The following is a 17,177-nucleotide window of genomic DNA, read 5'->3' on the forward strand; positions in this document are numbered from 1 at the left end:
CCAATTATTGAAATTAGTTTCCTTTTGTTAGATCCTATCCTAAATTTTGTTTATTTATCCGTTAAAAGTGACGGTGAACTCGGTCACCAAATTCTATCATAAATCGAGTAATCGCGCTTTTCCCATTTTTAATCGGCATTGTCCATTTTTTTAGATGCTTGTTGTATCGCTAAATAGATCACCTTTTAAGCAATTAAAATATCCTTCATACCTAGATTATCATTGAAGTTCAACCTGAAGAATGTGATTTTTTAAATAATAAATTTTTCTCACATGAAATAGAAGCTATTGCAGTCGGAATCATTCCTTCTTTGTGGTGATCCTCGCCAAAAAGTGGGACAAAAGTCGCTTCTATGATATAAACAAAACTCATAGGAGACAAATCTACTATAATCGTATACGCCCTAATTCAATCAACGGCTAGATATCGCCGCAGCAATATGAACAACAATATTACCAAAACGATAAAATTAGAGGTGGGTACTGTCTAATATTTTGGCGAGGTTCAGTCGGGATAAAGAGGTGATTTCACCACTTTTTTGTTGTTATTTAAACTAAACATTAATTTATAGCTCAATAATCACTCGCCCACGTGTAATGTCTCTAATGGATTTTTGTAGGTGTTGTAATTTATCTTTTGTGATAGCGACGTTTACTTTTACACCTTCAGCATCAAACTCTTGATTTTCAATAATGGCGTCGAGCTCTTTTAGGCGGTTTTCGATAATTGGCCATTCGTTATAATAACAGTGAAATTGTAGCGTTATGCGAGCAATAAGTTCAATAAGTTCAGCTTGTTGTAAGCAGTGACTAGCTGATCCACCATAGGCACGAATTAAACCACCAGTGCCGAGTTTTATGCCTCCAAAATAACGTATTACTACTACTACAACTTGATCGCAATCTTGTCCTTCAATGGCGGAAAGAATAGGGCGACCTGCTGTACTAGTGGGTTCGCCATCGTCATTAAATCGATATTGTTGACCAATCTTCCATGCCCAACAGTTGTGAGTTGCGTTGGGATCGCTAACGTGATCGATAAATTGCATTGCTTGATCGGCCGTGGTAATCGGCGCAGCCTTGACAATAAAGCGACTTTTTTTAATCTCTTCTGTTAATTCGGTTAGATTTGCTAATGTATATGGCATGTTAATTCTGGTAAAATCAATTTATTGCGCTTAATAATACTCAGCAGATTTAAAATGTCTATCAATTTACAACAATTAAAGCAAACACAGCAGGCGTTAGCCAAGCAGGTTAAATGTGCAGATGACTTTAATTCGTCAATAAATTACATTGGTGGTACCGATGTTGGTTTTGAAGATAATGGCAAGATTACTCGAGCGGCAATCGTCATTTTGCGGTATCCAACTTTCGAGGTTGTTGAGTATCATATTGCTCGGGTTGAGACAGGGTTTCCTTATATTCCTGGTTATTTATCTTTTCGAGAATACCCAGCATTACTTGCCGCTTGGCAGCAGGTAAAACAAAAGCCTGATTTATTATTAGTTGATGGGCAAGGTGTTGCACATCCTAGGCGTTTAGGTATTGCAAGCCATTTAGGCTTGTTGTTAGATATGCCAACAATTGGGGTTGCTAAAAAAAGGCTTTGCGGTCAATACGAAATATTACCTAAGCAAGCAGGTAATGTAACACCTTTACAAGATAAGCAAGAACAGGTTGGTTGGGTTTTATGTAGTAAAGATAATTGCAATCCATTGTTTGTTTCGACAGGGCATAGGATAAGTCAAGATAGTGCTTTAAAATGGGTTAATGCTTGTTTACGAGGCTATCGTTTGCCAGAGCCTACTCGCTGGGCCGATGCAATTGCGTCTAATAAACCGTTGTTTAAGAAGTTTATCCATGAATAATAATTCATTATCGTTAAAAAAAGGTGGCTTTACCTTTAAACGTTTTTTTGTGGCACATGATAAAAGTCCAATGAAAGTGACAACCGATAGTTGTTTGTTAGGGGCGTGGGTACCGATTGATTCGGCTCCGCAAAAAATACTCGATATTGGCTGTGGTTGTGGCGTAATTGCGTTAATGTTAGCTCAGCGGTTAGAACATGATAACTGCCAAATTGATGCTATCGATATTGATATGCAGGCAGTAGCACAATGTCAACAAAATAGCCAGCAAGCTGGGTTTGCTTCAATTAATGCATTTAATATCGATATTAATCAATTTGAGCCAAGTCATGTTGAAGGCTATGATTTAATTGTAACAAATCCCCCTTATTTTGAATCTGCCGTTGATTGTCGCAATTTGCAAAGACAGTTGGCACGTTATACCGAAAGCTTAAACTTTCAACAGATTATTGACACGGTTAAGCGTTTATTAAACCCTACAGGTCAATTTTGTTTAGTTTTACCTTATCATTTATCCAATCAGTTTAGGTTTTTATGTGAATCTAATCAGTTATATTTACACCAATTGATGAATGTTAGATATAGTGCAGATAAAGGCTTTTCGTTGTCGTTGATGGCTTTTTCATTAATTCAGTCTAATAAGGTTAATTCGCAGGAATTGTGTATGCGAGATGATGATGGGCGTTATTCACAAGAGTTTAGACGATTGTTATCTGATTTTTATCTGTTTCGAAAATAACGCTTAGATGCTTACTTATTTTTAATTTCATAGTGAATCTAACTTATTTAATAGTAAGTAATAAATCTTGATAAAAGAAATTTTCATCCTCAAAAGTTAAAGTATAAAATTAATGTTATATACAAATATAACTTATTATTTAAGTCGCTTGCATTCCTTTTATATATTCGTATTTTTTGCTCATATGAGGCTTTTTGAGATTGTCAAAAAACCTAGACTAAATATGATCAGATCAAGAAGTATAAAATAGCAATGATAGCTAATAGGATAATTGCAATAGCATACACTTTGTCGTGTAAATAACTAAATACTGGTAAAGATCGTTCCTTTCTGGCATAAAGGTAAAAAAGTAGTCCTACACTATAAAGTATCATTGATAATAATAGATAAGATATGCCCCCAGCATAAATGAGCCATATACCATAAAGCGATCCTAAAGCGCCAATTATAATTAAATAGGATTTGCCTTGCTTAATGGCTAATTTAAAGACAAAAAGCGCAGAAAGTAAGTAGGGAATCAGCACCATTGAGGTTGACAATTGAATTAAGGTGTTGTAACCCGATTGGTAGAAATGGGCAAGGATAATTAATACCGTTATTAAGCATGTTGTTAGCCATAATGCGTTGGATGGTGTGCCTGCTTTGTTGAGTTTTCCAAAACAACTTGGTACTGTGTGTTGTTTGCCTTGACCACTTAAAAATAACATTTCAGCCGCTAGCATTAGCCATGATAATAATCCACCACTCACTGATACAATTAAGCCAATATTAATTAAGGTTGCTCCCCAGCTACCAATTACGCGTTCAATTACTAAGGCCATTGATGGATTTTTCATTTGAGCAAGTTCTTGTTGTGGCACAATGCCAAGCGATAATACAGAGACACAAACAAGTAATAAGCTGGTGATCGCAAAGCCAAAAAAAGTGGCTCGACTAATGCTGATGATATTTTTGGCTCTAGCAGCGTACACAGTTGCACTTTCAATCCCTAAATAGACCCATACGGTATAGAGCATGGTGTTTTTTACTTGATCGATAATTGAGCCTAATTGCGGTGTTCCCCAAAAATCTATCTTAAATGTCGATATTTTAAAGGCAAGGCTAACACAAACTATAAATAAACCAATAGGCACGATTTTCGCTAATGTTACTAGGCAATTTAATAAAAAGGCACGATATATTCCTTTTAATACAAAATAGTGTACTATCCATAAAAATACGATAGCCGTAATGACGGCAGGTAATGTGGTACCATGACCAAAGAAGCTCAAACAATCAAAAGATCCCAATGCACTAAATAAAATTACTAGGTAGCTGGTGCACGACATCCATGCCGATATCCAATATCCCCATGCGGCATTAAAGCCGATATAATCACCAAAACCTTCACGAACATAGCCATATAGCCCATCATTGATTTTGTAAAATCGAATCGATAAATACTGAAATATCCGCGTTAGCATAAACATGCCGAATAGAGTTATTACCCATGCAATGAGAATGGCGCCAGTACCTGAACCTTCGGCCATGTTTTGCGGCAGACTAAAAATTCCACTTCCTACAATACTGCCAACAACTAATAGAGTAAGGGGAAGTATGCCTAGCTTTTTTCGTATTGGTGTATTCATCGATTCACTTATTTTTTAGTTAAATATCAGTTGGTTTTCATTGAGTTATTTTAAAATCGCAATGACATGCAACTTACGCCACCATCAATTTTTTGATATTCAGAGGTATCTACTTCAATTACTTGGTAACCTAGCTTTTCAATTTTTGCTTTTGTTATTGGATAACCCGCTGGCATAATTACTCTATCATTTACCCAAATACAATTGGCCGCATAACTTTCTTGTTCAGGAATTTCAATAATATTAAGGTGCCCAAATTCGGGTTTAGTTATAAATTCGCCTGCGGCTAATAAGTTGTTATTTTCTAAATAAGCAAGTCCTGTTTTTAGGTGAAGAACTTTTTCTAGTGTTACGATAGATCCTGTTAGTCCATACTTTTCTAAAATAGCAATCATTTGCTTGGCACCAGCTTGGTTGGTTCGTGCTGATAAACCTATGTAGTAGTGGTTTTCAACCATCATTATATCGCCCGCTTCAACGGTACCTGGTGCGGTAATCCTTTCTACTTTATTTGGATAAAATCTTTCAATGGTATCGACAATGATTTCAGTTTCTTCCCTACGGCTTTCAGCTCCTGGTCTTGTTATAATGGCACAATGCGGTGTACAAAGAACGGTATCTTCAACAAATACTGAATCAGGGAAGCGTTCATCGGCAGGTAAGATGGTGATATCGACATCGCACTGTTGTAATGCTCGAATGTAATTATTGTGCTGATCTAAGGCTTTTTGATAATTTGGTTTGCCTAAGTTGGATGATGTTAAACCATTAATTAGTGATTTAGCTGGTGTTCTTGCAATAATATGACTAAATTTTTTCATTTTTAACCCACTCTTATTTATAATTATGCTTTATTTTTGAATAATAATTCACTAAACAAACTAAATCAAGCTTAAATTTGATTTTTTATTCAATTTTATTTTGTGGTGTAGTGCTTTGAATTATAGCTGTTCTGAATTGCTGGGATGTTGTGAGTAGGTTACCCATTGATAGTTGTACAGCGGTATAGAAGTGATAGAAGTGATAGAAGTGATAGAGGGTGTATAAATAGGGTAATATAAATTACCCTTAAAAAGATATGTTTTAAATAGATAGATTATTCACCTTCAAAATCCACTAATGTGAAACAATCAATGCCCATATCTGTGAGTTTAGTTTTACCTTCTAAAGCGGGTAAATTAATTACAAAAGCTGCATCTTGGGCAATGCCGCCAGCTTTTTGAATCAATTTTGCTGTTGCCGCAACTGTACCGCCAGTAGCCAATAAATCATCGATGATTAATACGCGTTCACCCGCTTTGATAGCATCTGAGTGAATTTCAAGCGTGTCAGTGCCATATTCTAGTTGATATTCTTCTTTAAATACGTGACGCGGTAACTTATTGGGTTTTCTTACTGGTACAAAACCAATATTTAATGCTAATGCAATTGGAGCTGCAAAGATAAACCCACGCGCTTCGGTGCCAACCACTTTATCTATTTTTTTATCTTTATAGTGATCGATTAATAGCTCAACCGAAGTACGAAATGCAACAGGATCTTCAAGCAGGCTAGTAATATCACGAAATAGAATCCCTTTTTTAGGGTAATCGGGTATGGTGATAATACTATTTTTAATAAGTGCAAGTTTTTCTTGTAATTGAGTCATATTAAATGTTCTCTATATCATTTCTATAAGAATGGACAATTTTTTATTATATACTTTCGCCATTTGGCATGGCAATAAACAAAAAGCAATATCGGCATAAATTAAAATCCTTGACTTGGTTTTTTACATTTTTTTGCAAATAAATACAATATTCAGACAGTTTATTTTGTAAAAAGCAGATAATTGAATAAACTTCATATAAAAAAGGAAATAACATGAAATTTATTAAATCACTTATTTTTGTTGGAATTTCTGTATTGAGTTTTTGGGGGAATGCCAAAACAAATAATCAAATACAGGTTCGTTCAGAATTGGCATCGCCTATTATCTTAGAAAACTCAGAAGAAAAGAATTATTTAAAAGTGTCGTTAACTGGAATTGAGTTTGACTCATCTAAGCGTGTACCGATTAATTTAGCTTTAGTCATTGATCGTTCTGGTTCTATGTCTGGTGACCGTATTGAAAAAGCAAGAGAAGCGGCTATTCTTGCGGTTAATATGCTTAATAATGAAGATATGTTATCAATTGTTGCTTATGATTCTGATGCTAAAGTTATTGTGCCATCTTCTAAAGTTACTAATAAACAAAAAATTATAAGATTGATTAATAAACACATTGTTGCTGGTGGCGGTACAGCATTATTTGCTGGTTTAAGTAAAGGTATTAATCAAGTTGAAAAGCAACTAACTAAAGATAAAGTTAATCGAATTATTTTGTTATCTGATGGGCAAGCTAACATTGGACCATCTTCGGTTGGCGAACTTTCAGAGTTAGCCATTATTGCAGCTAAAAAGAATATTGCTATTACTACGTTAGGTATTGGTAGTGATTATAATGAGCAGTTAATGTCCTCAATTGCAAGTTATAGTGATGGTAATCATGTATTTATTGATGATACAGCAAAGCTTGAAAATGTATTTGTGCGTGAATTTAAAGATGTTATGTCTGCTGTTGCGCAAGATGTAATTATTACTATTCATTTGAAAGAAGGTGTTAAGCCTGTGCGTTTACTTGGTCGTGATGGTGTAATTAAAGATAATCAAGTCACAGTTAAAATGAATCAGTTGTATTCAAATCAAGAAAAATATCTATTATTAGAAGTTATCCCAGAAAAAGGTAAAGTAGGGCAAAATAAAACACTCGCCCAAATTGATTTGCAATATGATAATTTATTAGAAAATAAAACCGAAAATGAAACCCAAGTTGTTAAAATTGCTTATACTGATAATCAAGATGTAGTTAATAAAGCCATTGTCCATGAAGTCGTTGCCGAATCAGAAATACAAAAAGTTACACTTGAAAATGATAAAGCTTTAAAGCTTTATAATGAAGGTAAAGTAGATGAAGCAAGACAGTTATTACAAGAAAATAGTAAAATGCTTAGTGAACGAGCAGATATGTTAAGCAAAAGTAAGCCAGAAGTAAGTAGTAGATTAAAAGAGCAAATGAATAAAAATAATATAATGGCTGATGCAATTCTTACTGATGATGAGAACACTTATCGTAAAAAAGTGACTGAAAAACAGTATGAATCCAAGCAAAGTATGAAAAGTGTGATAAAAAAATAACCTATGAAAAAATTAACAGCGATTTTGTCTTTTTTTATATTAATAGTTGCTTTTAGCTATTTAGGTTGGCGAACTATTGAGCATGAGGCCTTAATGCGCCAAACTAATCAGAAGCTATTAGCACAAAGTCAAATGAAGAATATAAAATCATCAATTGAATCGCTGTTAAATCAACGAGCTGTTTATTTTAATAGTTTGGCTCAGTTTTTACATAGCGATCAAACTGATATGGATGGTTTTTTAGCATCACAAACCGATATTAAAAATATCTTTAAGATCAAACATAATAAAATTGTTTATTTTAGCAATAAAACCGATCTGCAATGGAGCAATATTGTTGAATCAATTGAATACGATAGTTCAATTTTAGTTAATCATCATTCTCAATCTGAGCAATTTCAACCTAAATTTGGTTGGTATCAATCCTATGATCATCTTATTTATTGGGTAATTGAATCAGACACGATAATTGGTTTTGAGCTTTCAACCATTAATTTTTCGTTAAATGTGATTTGTTTATTTGACGATCAAATGTTAGTTGATAATTTTGTGTTATTAGATCACGATAAACAGATTTATGTTAATGGTGAACAATTGGCTGATAGTATCACTATTACGCTAGATTATCCATTACAGAATTGGAAATTAATTTATTATTATCAATCGCCTAAATTATTAGTATTGTATTTAATTGGTGGTGGATTTATTGGTTTATTTATCATTGTCATTAGTTTTATTGCTTTGTATTGCTACCGTGAATATACTCGAACATTGCGCTTAGCAAAACAACAAGTTAGCTTTGTTGGTCAGGTTTCACACGAGTTTAAAACCCCTTTAACTAATATCACACTTTATGCTGAACTATTACAAGAAAGGCTGATTGATGAACCTGTACCAATTCCAGATTATTTAGAGGTGATCACGAGTGAAAGCAAAAGATTGACAAGACTAGTACAAAATGTGCTTAATTTTAATAAAACTGCCAATCTAAATATAAAACCCGTCAATTTAATACACTTAGTTGAACGAGTTTATACTACTTTTAAACCTGTGTTAGCAAAGAAATCTTTGCAACTTAATTTAATTATTAATTGTGATAAAGATTGCATAATTAATACCGATGAAGATAGTGTGTTACAAATTGTTAATAATTTTTTAAGTAATGCCGAAAAATATGCTGCAAGAGGTAAAAAAGTTGATTTGTTACTCAATAAAAATGACAAACAAACAATCATTACAGTTCGAGATTATGGTAGTGGTATTCCTAATCATTTAATCAGGCAGATTTTTAAACCATTTTATCGTATCAATTCATCAATAACAGAAGGTGTTGCTGGTACAGGTATTGGACTTACCATTGCTAATCAATTAGCACAGCAATTGAATGGCACCATTCAGGTTGTAAATGAAACCCCTGGTGTTGCCTTTTCGTTAATTATTATGGAGTAAAAATGAAAATTTTAATTGCCGAAGATGATCTACATATCCGTCAAGGTATGACCGATCTTTTAGAACAAGAAGGCTATTCAATTATTCAAGCACCTAATGGTAAAGTTGCTCTAGAATTATTTGAGCAAAATCAACCTGATTTTATTATTTTAGATATTATGATGCCTGAACTTGATGGTTACAGCGTTTGTCGTGAAATACGTAAAATAAATGATGATGTGCCAATTTTATTTTTATCAGCAAAAGATGAAGAAATCGATCGCGTAATAGGGCTCGAACTAGGTGCTGATGATTATATGAGTAAACCATTTGGTGTACATGAACTAAGGGCAAGAATTAAAGCTATAGCTAAACGTTATTTAAAATCACAACAATCCAATCCAAAAGTTGATGATTCTTTTGTTTTTGGTGATTTGCAGGTTTATCCAATTGAGTTATGCGCTAAACGTAGGGAACAAACTATTGAGCTTTCGTTACGAGAAATAAAAATACTGGAATGTTTTTATAAAAATAAAAATAACGTGGTTACCCGTGATATGCTGTTTGATTACGCTTGGGGCTATGATTATATGCCAAACAGCCGAACACTAGATCAACATATTTCGAAATTACGCAAACAAATCGAAATTGATCCCTTAAACCCAGTTTTGATCAAAACAGTTCATGGTGTAGGGTATAGGCATTAATCGTACTTTTGATAATAAAAAACTTTATTTTGCATTAGTCTAATTTGTGTATAAAGGCGAATTGTTTAACGATTTTGCGACAAAACTATTAACTGATAGTGCTGCATTAAGTTTGCCTTGAATGGCTAATGCTTGTTGCTTTGATTCACATTGGGTAAAAACACATGCACCAGTTCCTGTTAATCGAGTTGTACCATATTGGGAAAGGTAAGTAATTATATTATCTATTGTTGGATAACGTTTCCTAACTACTTCCTCACAATTATTTTTTAATTCGTTAAACTTCAATGAAAGTAAATCAGTAATGCTTTGAGCTGGCGTATTGCGAGTTAGCTCAGGATCATTAAATATTTCGACTGTTGATATTTCAATATTGGGACAGGCAACTAAATACCAGTATTCAGGAACGTCGACGCTTTGGAATTGATCACCAATGCCTTCAGCAAAAGCTGTATGCCCATGAATAAAAATAGGCACATCAGCACCAATGATACGGCCAATTTTGATTAATTCGTCAGTCGATAAGTTAAGTTGCCATAACTGATTTAGTGCGACTAATACAGTTGCAGCATTCGAAGAAGCTCCGCCTAATCCTCCACCCATTGGGATTTTTTTATCAATTGTAATATCTACACCAAGATTTTTTTTGTTGGTATAGTTTTTTAATCGTTCCGCGGCGATCATAATTAAATTCTTATCGTCAGGAATGTTGGCAAATGGTGTTAATAACTTTATTTTATCATCTTGACGGACTGTAAACGTCAAGATGTCATAATAATCTACAAATTGAAATAGCGTTTGTAGATTATGATAATTATCAGCACGACGACCTGTAATGTATAAAAATAAATTTAATTTAGCGGGGGATAACCATTGTTTCATAAATATAATCCGTTATTTTAGAACCCAGTCACTAATTTTTAAGCGGACAATTTCATCATCATGGGTTAGTTCAATAATTGCAGGTAAATCAATTTTTTTATTTTTATAGGTATAAGCTTTATAACTTGGAATTTTTAATATCCATTTATTATTACCTTGCATAAAGGTGGTTGATATTAATCGTCCTGAATTGTCTAATTTGTCAGCATTAATATTGTCTGAAAATCCTTTTAACCAATTATGTAAAGAATTTAATGGTATATTTACGTTAGAAATTTTTTTCATTAGATTTTCAACGTTGACATCTTGATAACTTCCGCCGTTTTTATCGATCAATTGCGCATAATTAGGTTCAGCTTTTAAGGTTAAAATATTGGTACCAACAGGTGTAGTTAATTTGACTTCGTAATTATCTGTTGACTGTTGGGTAATTAAAAATCGACCATAATTACGGGACTTGTCGCTCATATGAGCAATACTGCCGTTTACTTGGAATGCATTTATTTGTTGTAGATTTTGTTGGTGAGCTTGCCATTGTTGTTCAATCGAAGCAGCATTTTGCGATTTAGTAGCTTGGCAAGCTACAATAAATAAAGACAAAATGATAACAAAAGTATATTTGATTTTAGACATGAAATAACTCTTTAGTTGTTAATGTTTTTTGTTAGCTATGTGTGCATTATAACCGATAATTATCTGAATAAGAAAAAAGTAACTCTGTAAATTAATCTTTGTTCTTTTTTATGTATAATATAGGCTTAAAGTACATTTAATATAATAAGATAATTATATCTAATATAACCTTCAAAAAAAGAAGTGATGCAATGTCAATTACAATATTTGGTGTTAATCATAAAACAGCACCAATCGCTTTAAGAGAAAAGCTGGCTTTTCCTACTGAGATTGTCGATAAGGCACTATATAGCTTATACCAACATCCTTTAGTTGAAGGGTGTGTTATTTTGTCTACTTGTAACCGAACAGAAATTTATCTTAGCTATGAACATCAAACTGATTATCTAAAATTAAAACAATCGGTTGAATATTGGTTGGGACAATTTCATCATATTGATCTTGAGCATTATCAAAATTCATTTTATTGGTATGACGGTCGACAAGCTGTTGAGCATTTGATGTCGGTTGCTAGCGGTTTAGACTCTATGATCATTGGTGAGCCGCAGATCTTAGGACAGGTTAAGCAAGCATATAGTTTTTCACAAAAGCAAAATTGCTTATCAGTTAAATTAGAAAAATTATTTCAGACTATATTTCATGTTGCTAAAATTGTTCGCAGTGAAACTAATATTGGCGCTAATACCGCATCAGTTGCTTATGCGGCTTGTTTAGTTGCTCGTCGTCTTTTTGTTGATGTGTCACATTTAAATATCATGCTTGTTGGGGCAGGGGAAACGATAGAGCTTATTTCTCGTTACTTAAAGCCTCATGGATTTAATAAAGTTTTTATTGCTAATCGCACTCGTGAAAAGGCATTAAAACTTGCGTCTAATATTGATGCAGAAATCATCTCATTACCAGATATTGCTAATCGGTTAAAAGATGTTGATATTGTGATTAGTTCAACCGCAAGCCCTTTACCTATCATTGGTAAAGGAATGGTTGAGCGTACTTTATGGGCTAGAAATAATCGTAAAATGTTATTTATTGATTTAGCTGTTCCTCGTGACGTCGAAGAAGAAATCAATTACCTTGATAATGTACATCTTTATACTATTGATGATTTACAAAAAACGGTTGAAAACAATCTAGAACAACGGGCTATTGCTGCCAAAGAAGCACAATATATCATTCAAGAACATGCGGAAAATTTTATTGATTGGCTTAAAGCTAGACATGCTGTTGCTTATGTTAAGCAGTATCGTAGCAATGCAGAAAGTGTTAAACGTGAGTTACAAATAAAGGCTTTAAATGCGATCAAGCAAGGTGCTAATATTGATGATGTACTTTCTGAGTTTTCGCATCGTTTAACCAATAAATTAATCCATGCACCAACACAAACATTACTTCATGCCGCTAAACATGATTGTGATGATTGTTTTAAGGTGCTGAGTAAAGGGTTAGGGTTAAAAGAACATTAACAGAATGACAGTTTTCTTAGTAGGATAAATAATCAATTGGATCAGATCGAATTTTTTGATATCCCAAGTCCTTGTAAACGTATTTGTGAAACAGACAAGCAAGGTTATTGTATTGCTTGTTATCGTTCCAGACAAGAAAGATTTAATTGGTTAACCTTTAATAATAACCAAAAGAAAGAAGTTTTACGCTTATGCAAACAACGAGCATTAAAACGTCATTATTTATTATTACAGCAGCAACGCCAAAAATTAAATTCAATCTCGTCACAAATTGAGCTGAATTTCTAAAATCTAATTATTTATTTTTAAACTGTGTATTGTAATGTTAGCTAACTCAGAGTAGGATTTTTATACATATAAAGATGGCAATTATTTAGTCACCTTTTTTAATATTATGGAATTTAAAATATGAAAATGTGCATTGCTTGTGGCATGCCAATGACCAGTATTGGTGATTATCCATTGCTCGATATGTCTAAAAATTATTGTAAACATTGTGCCCATGAAGATGGGGCAATGAAAACATTTGACGAAAAATGGCATGAGGTTGCATTACACTATACTAAAAATCACAATATTGATAACTCTGTGGCGAAACAAACTGCGTATGTTATTTTAAAAAAATTACCCGCTTGGAAACGGAAATTTTAGACGTTTTTTTAGGCAAATAAGTGCTTTATGGATAATATCTGTTGCAGATATTACAAAGCTTAGTATAATGCCAACGTTTACTTATCTACACTTCAAATGCCAGTGTGGCGAAATTGGTAGACGCAGCGGATTCAAAATCCGCCGCCCTTAAAAGCGTGTCGGTTCGAGTCCGACCACTGGCACCAATAAAATCAATAGTTTATCTAAATTTTTCTTACGTCGTAAATTACCAAAAAATAACAAGTGGCGGTAAAATGGCGGTTAAAATTTTCCAAAACTTTTTATTGATAGAGTTTTATCGATTTAACTTACTAAAGTTAATACACGTTATAAATTTCAGTTTAATTATTTAATAATTATGCTTTATTTGAAATTTTGATACACCTGTTATTGCTCATATAAAATAAAAATGTTATTATTAGTTATAACATTAATTATTCACTCCGATCTTTTTTATAAGTTAAAAACTGAAAAATATTTCATTTATTTCAGTTTTATACGATCCTTTAAGATCCTTTTTTCAATAAGCCTTTAGGTTTTTTAATAAAATCCAACTGAAAAAAATTCATGCAAAAACCCCGGAGGTGGGTGAGGTGTAGCCCGGATTAGGTCACCCGATCGATTTTGTCTCCGATTATTTATTTTTAATAATTCAGATATAAAAATAGCCAAGAGCTCAGGTTGGTTATTGATTTATTTTGATTTTATTTGAAATATAGTTAGAGAAGTGTTGACTTTGTAGGTAGGTGCGCCTATAATTATAAACATCCGCAGGGCGCTGATGAAGCAAACCCCCAGCTTTCGATGGGGGCTTAAGGGAGAAGAAGAATGTACAGATTCTTAATTCTCTTGGTTCTATTAACGGTATCTCTACCGGTTTACTAGTTCCAATCAAAGGCGGGGTGGCCGCCCCGCCGATGACCTTAATATAACAACTGATTAATAAAAAATCAAGGTGGAACACATGGCGTTATCAAGAGCTGAAATTCAAAAAAGAAGTGATGAAAAAAGAGGAGTAAAACCAAAAGGGTATAAATTATCAATTAATACAATAGAGATGATTGCGGAGCTAAGCAAAAGCACGGGCAAGGCGCAAGGGGCAATTATCGAAGAAGCAATAAAGTTATATAGAGGTTCACTATAAAAAAGCCCGCGATCGCGGGCGAGGTGAGGGCACAACGTATTATTTTGCAATTACCGGCGAGTATTTTTTATCTAGATTTATTGCGTCCGTTTTAACGCCAATGATTGCGCCGGCATTGATTGGCGTGTTCGGGTGTGTGTGTTGCACTGTCAAATGTAGTAGCTCAAACTTAATCTGATAGAATTTGGTGACTGAGTTCACCGTCACCTTTAACGGGTAAATACACAAAATTTGGGATGGAGTCAAAAGCTATTTTTTAGGTTATCTGTTGTTTTCCCGATTTTTAGTATTTGTTGCATTGTTTGCAATATTTCGAGTCGAGTGTTCATTTTCATAAAAACATTGTTATCAATTAATTCTTCATATTCTTCATACAATTCATGTTGTAATTTTTGTAATTTTTGTAATTTTTGAACTTTCTCATCTGGTTTTATCTCGTTAATTTTATTAGCCTTTTAAAACTTGTTATCTGTTTCAATAACGATAATGCAACTCTCATCAAAAACACAGTTCAGCTTTATTTTTATATATTAATATAATTTTATTTAAAAGAATAACTTTGCTTTATAATATATAATAGTATTATTAACTTAAATAACTGGCGGAGTATTTAAGTGTTTAATATAATTATTCATAACCAAGCAAAAGAAGAGCTGTTAGAGCTATCAGATGAGCTAAAAGGTAAAATGGCTAATCTGATTGACAAATTGGAGGTCAGGGGGCAATTGAGAATGCCCGACAGCAAAGCGTTAGGAAATGGTTTATTTGAACTAAGATGCATAGAACGAAATAATATAGCGAGAACTATCTACGCATATCAAAAAGGAAGCGTAATATTTTTACTACATGCATTTGTGAAAAAAACAGAAAAAACACCGAGCGCGTCACTCAAAATAGCACGTGAAAGATTAAAGGAGATGATTGAAAATGACTAAACATAACACAACATGGGAAGAATTAAAAAAAGAAATGCTCAATTCTCCTGAAGCTAAAAAAGCGTACGAAGATGCTGACAGGGCTTGGAAATTGCGTGAGGCGTTAATTGAGGCAAGAGAACATGCAAACTTAACACAATCAGAGCTAGCTAGAAAAATGAACGTCGCACCATCAAACTTAAACAAATTAGAAAAGCATCCAGACAAGGCAAACATGGCGACAATTTTTAAATATTTTGATGCGTGTAACGTAAATGTTGATTTTATAATTTCCGCATCAGCTCAAACTTAATCTGACATACACGTATCACTATTTCGGCTTTCCCATTCGTTTGTGGGCAGGTGGGTTTGGTGAATTTTTGATTAATACGATGGCTATGGTACGTTTTAACAAATAGGTGTTCACTTGTGCCTTGATATTCACGTTTATTATCGGAATAAATACATGTAGTAGTATAAGGACACTGTGCTAACATATCTTTTTGTTAGTCCTGCTTTTTCACCAAGATTTGGATCAGATAAGTATTTATCTAAAAGATTCCCTAATGTTAATTTTGTTATATCGTTTTTGTGGGATCCCGAATTGCTCTATTTTCGATACCTGGTTTGTTCCCCATGTTTTTGCTATATTTGTTGTTTGCTAAATGTTTTTGATTCACGATAAATAATCTTGGTTTTTTCTTTTATTTCAACGGTACAACGACATCGAGGTGTTCCGTCTGCACGAATACGTTTCTCTATGATATAATGAGCCATAAATTGTTTACCCTAAATTATTTTGTCCTATTGCGTGGGAGCCTGTGTGGGATCCTGATGATGAAAAAATATATCAAAATAGGTAAAATAAGCAAAAATAATATTTCTGAAATAATCAGTAAAAACAGCTATAAACATTGGTGTGTCAATGAATTCAACAAAAAATAAATTTTCTATCGCTCCTATGCTTGATTGGACTGATAAACATTGCCGTTATTTTCATAGAATTCTAACAAAACAAACATTGCTATATACAGAAATGGTGACAACTGGCGCCATTTTATTTGGGAAAAGTGATTATTTAGATTTCAATCATGAAGAGCATCCTGTTAGTTTACAACTTGGCGGTAGCGATCCCAAAGCATTGGCACAATGTGCAAAATTAGCGCAAGAACGTGGTTATGATGAAATCAACTTAAACGTAGGTTGCCCATCAGATCGGGTACAAAATGGGATGTTTGGTGCTTGTTTAATGGGTAATGCAAATTTAGTGGCTGACTGCGTTGAGCAGATGCAAGCCCAGGTTGATATTCCTGTAACGGTAAAAACAAGAATTGGCATTGATGATTTTGATAGTTATGATTTTTTATGTCACTTCATTGAAACTGTAATGCCTTATACTAGTACCTTTATTGTGCATGCTCGTAAAGCTTGGTTATCGGGACTAAGTCCAAAGGAAAATCGAGAAGTGCCTCCACTTGACTATGATCGTGTTTATAAGCTCAAACAAGATTATCCCAATTTAACGATAGCGATTAATGGAGGCATTAAAACCATTGATGAAATCAAACATCACCTACAGCATGTTGATGGTGTGATGGTAGGGCGTGAAGCTTATCAAAATCCGCTTTTACTAACCCAAATTGATTCACAAATTTTTGGATTAAATGCGCCAATAATTGAGCCAAAATCAGCAATTCGAACGCTGTATCCCTATATTGAGCAACAATTAACGCAAGGGGCACAACTAAACCACATTATGCGCCATACTTTAGGGTTATTTAATGGATTTAAAGGCGCAAAACAATGGCGGCGTTATTTGAGCGAAAATGCTCATAAAAAAGGTGTGGGAATAGAGGTGGTTGAACAGGCCTTAACCTTCATCCAATAATAATTTACAAAAT

Annotated in this window: 18 protein-coding genes, 1 tRNA gene and 1 pseudogene; 13 read left to right on the forward strand and 7 right to left on the reverse strand. The window is 33.7% G+C overall.

Annotated elements, in window-relative coordinates:
* Nucleotides 1-566: 566 nt before the first annotated feature.
* Complete coding sequence (locus GQ590_RS02880) at nucleotides 567-1,148, reverse strand: YigZ family protein (protein WP_160406420.1); 582 nt, start codon at nucleotides 1,146-1,148, stop codon at nucleotides 567-569.
* A 54-nt stretch (nucleotides 1,149-1,202) separates the two neighbouring features.
* On the opposite strand from GQ590_RS02880, the gene nfi reads away from it, so the two are divergent.
* Both nfi and GQ590_RS02890 read left to right on the forward strand, forming a co-directional pair.
* The gene (gene nfi / locus GQ590_RS02885; protein WP_160406421.1) at nucleotides 1,203-1,871 is read left to right on the forward strand and encodes a deoxyribonuclease V; all 669 of its coding nucleotides are present in this window, start codon (nucleotides 1,203-1,205) and stop codon (nucleotides 1,869-1,871) included.
* Entirely contained in the window at nucleotides 1,864-2,610 is a 747-nt protein-coding gene (locus tag GQ590_RS02890; protein WP_160406422.1) for a tRNA1(Val) (adenine(37)-N6)-methyltransferase, read from the forward strand. Before nfi ends, GQ590_RS02890 begins: the two co-directional genes overlap by 8 nt.
* A gap of 227 nt (nucleotides 2,611-2,837) precedes the next feature.
* On the opposite strand, the gene GQ590_RS02895 is transcribed toward GQ590_RS02890, so the two are convergent.
* From GQ590_RS02895 to apt, 3 genes are all read right to left on the reverse strand, one after another.
* Nucleotides 2,838-4,238 (reverse strand): basic amino acid/polyamine antiporter, encoded by a 1,401-nt coding sequence (locus GQ590_RS02895; RefSeq protein WP_160406423.1) that lies wholly within the window; start codon nucleotides 4,236-4,238, stop codon nucleotides 2,838-2,840.
* Nucleotides 4,239-4,288: 50 nt separating this feature from the next.
* Nucleotides 4,289-5,059: a dimethylargininase gene (ddaH, locus tag GQ590_RS02900; RefSeq protein ID WP_160406424.1), complete on the reverse strand. Its 771-nt coding sequence runs from the start codon at nucleotides 5,057-5,059 to the stop codon at nucleotides 4,289-4,291.
* 275 nt (nucleotides 5,060-5,334) lie between these two features.
* The gene (gene apt, locus GQ590_RS02905) at nucleotides 5,335-5,886 is read right to left on the reverse strand and encodes an adenine phosphoribosyltransferase (protein WP_160406425.1); all 552 of its coding nucleotides are present in this window, start codon (nucleotides 5,884-5,886) and stop codon (nucleotides 5,335-5,337) included.
* Between the two features lie 215 nt (nucleotides 5,887-6,101).
* Here apt and GQ590_RS02910 point away from each other — a divergent pair, with 215 nt between their 5' ends.
* The 3 genes from GQ590_RS02910 to GQ590_RS02920 are packed head-to-tail and all read left to right on the forward strand — an operon-like array spanning nucleotide 6,102 to nucleotide 9,589.
* Entirely contained in the window at nucleotides 6,102-7,454 is a 1,353-nt protein-coding gene (locus GQ590_RS02910) for a VWA domain-containing protein (RefSeq protein WP_202112848.1), read from the forward strand.
* 3 nt (nucleotides 7,455-7,457) lie between these two features.
* Nucleotides 7,458-8,903 (forward strand): cell wall metabolism sensor histidine kinase WalK, encoded by a 1,446-nt coding sequence (locus GQ590_RS02915; RefSeq protein WP_160406426.1) that lies wholly within the window; start codon nucleotides 7,458-7,460, stop codon nucleotides 8,901-8,903.
* A gap of 2 nt (nucleotides 8,904-8,905) precedes the next feature.
* The gene (locus GQ590_RS02920) at nucleotides 8,906-9,589 is read left to right on the forward strand and encodes a response regulator transcription factor (RefSeq protein WP_160406427.1); all 684 of its coding nucleotides are present in this window, start codon (nucleotides 8,906-8,908) and stop codon (nucleotides 9,587-9,589) included.
* 39 nt (nucleotides 9,590-9,628) lie between these two features.
* Here GQ590_RS02920 and ispE read toward each other — a convergent pair whose 3' ends face one another.
* Together ispE and lolB are read right to left on the reverse strand one after the other, a co-directional pair.
* Entirely contained in the window at nucleotides 9,629-10,471 is an 843-nt protein-coding gene (gene ispE, locus GQ590_RS02925) for a 4-(cytidine 5'-diphospho)-2-C-methyl-D-erythritol kinase (protein WP_160406428.1), read from the reverse strand.
* A 12-nt stretch (nucleotides 10,472-10,483) separates the two neighbouring features.
* Nucleotides 10,484-11,104: a lipoprotein insertase outer membrane protein LolB gene (gene lolB, locus GQ590_RS02930; protein WP_160406429.1), complete on the reverse strand. Its 621-nt coding sequence runs from the start codon at nucleotides 11,102-11,104 to the stop codon at nucleotides 10,484-10,486.
* Nucleotides 11,105-11,295: 191 nt separating this feature from the next.
* Here lolB and hemA point away from each other — a divergent pair, with 191 nt between their 5' ends.
* The 7 genes from hemA to GQ590_RS02965 all read left to right on the forward strand — a co-directional run bounded on the left by hemA (nucleotide 11,296) and on the right by GQ590_RS02965 (nucleotide 15,589).
* Nucleotides 11,296-12,567: a glutamyl-tRNA reductase gene (hemA, locus tag GQ590_RS02935; protein WP_160406430.1), complete on the forward strand. Its 1,272-nt coding sequence runs from the start codon at nucleotides 11,296-11,298 to the stop codon at nucleotides 12,565-12,567.
* Between the two features lie 36 nt (nucleotides 12,568-12,603).
* Nucleotides 12,604-12,855, forward strand: coding sequence for a DUF1289 domain-containing protein (locus GQ590_RS02940; protein WP_160406431.1), 252 nt, complete (start codon nucleotides 12,604-12,606; stop codon nucleotides 12,853-12,855).
* Between the two features lie 120 nt (nucleotides 12,856-12,975).
* The gene (locus GQ590_RS02945) at nucleotides 12,976-13,218 is read left to right on the forward strand and encodes a zinc ribbon domain-containing protein (protein ID WP_160406432.1); all 243 of its coding nucleotides are present in this window, start codon (nucleotides 12,976-12,978) and stop codon (nucleotides 13,216-13,218) included.
* Nucleotides 13,219-13,316: 98 nt separating this feature from the next.
* A tRNA-Leu gene (locus GQ590_RS02950) sits at nucleotides 13,317-13,403 on the forward strand.
* A gap of 779 nt (nucleotides 13,404-14,182) precedes the next feature.
* Nucleotides 14,183-14,362: a hypothetical protein gene (locus GQ590_RS02955; protein ID WP_160406433.1), complete on the forward strand. Its 180-nt coding sequence runs from the start codon at nucleotides 14,183-14,185 to the stop codon at nucleotides 14,360-14,362.
* Between the two features lie 614 nt (nucleotides 14,363-14,976).
* Nucleotides 14,977-15,297, forward strand: a complete 321-nt coding sequence (locus GQ590_RS02960) for a type II toxin-antitoxin system RelE/ParE family toxin (RefSeq protein WP_065580295.1) — start codon at nucleotides 14,977-14,979, stop codon at nucleotides 15,295-15,297.
* Nucleotides 15,290-15,589 (forward strand): helix-turn-helix transcriptional regulator, encoded by a 300-nt coding sequence (locus tag GQ590_RS02965; RefSeq protein ID WP_160406434.1) that lies wholly within the window; start codon nucleotides 15,290-15,292, stop codon nucleotides 15,587-15,589. The genes GQ590_RS02960 and GQ590_RS02965 overlap by 8 nt, the downstream gene beginning before the upstream one ends.
* A gap of 179 nt (nucleotides 15,590-15,768) precedes the next feature.
* Here GQ590_RS02965 and GQ590_RS12825 read toward each other — a convergent pair.
* Nucleotides 15,769-16,053 (reverse strand): annotated as a pseudogene (locus tag GQ590_RS12825) (site-specific integrase); the annotation flags it as partial.
* A gap of 148 nt (nucleotides 16,054-16,201) precedes the next feature.
* On the opposite strand from GQ590_RS12825, the gene dusA reads away from it, so the two are divergent.
* Nucleotides 16,202-17,164: a tRNA dihydrouridine(20/20a) synthase DusA gene (gene dusA, locus GQ590_RS02970; RefSeq protein WP_160406435.1), complete on the forward strand. Its 963-nt coding sequence runs from the start codon at nucleotides 16,202-16,204 to the stop codon at nucleotides 17,162-17,164.
* Nucleotides 17,165-17,177 lie beyond the last annotated feature (13 nt).

This window comes from Gilliamella sp. Lep-s35 (assembly GCF_009795845.1).
Lineage (GTDB): Bacteria > Pseudomonadota > Gammaproteobacteria > Enterobacterales > Orbaceae > Gilliamella.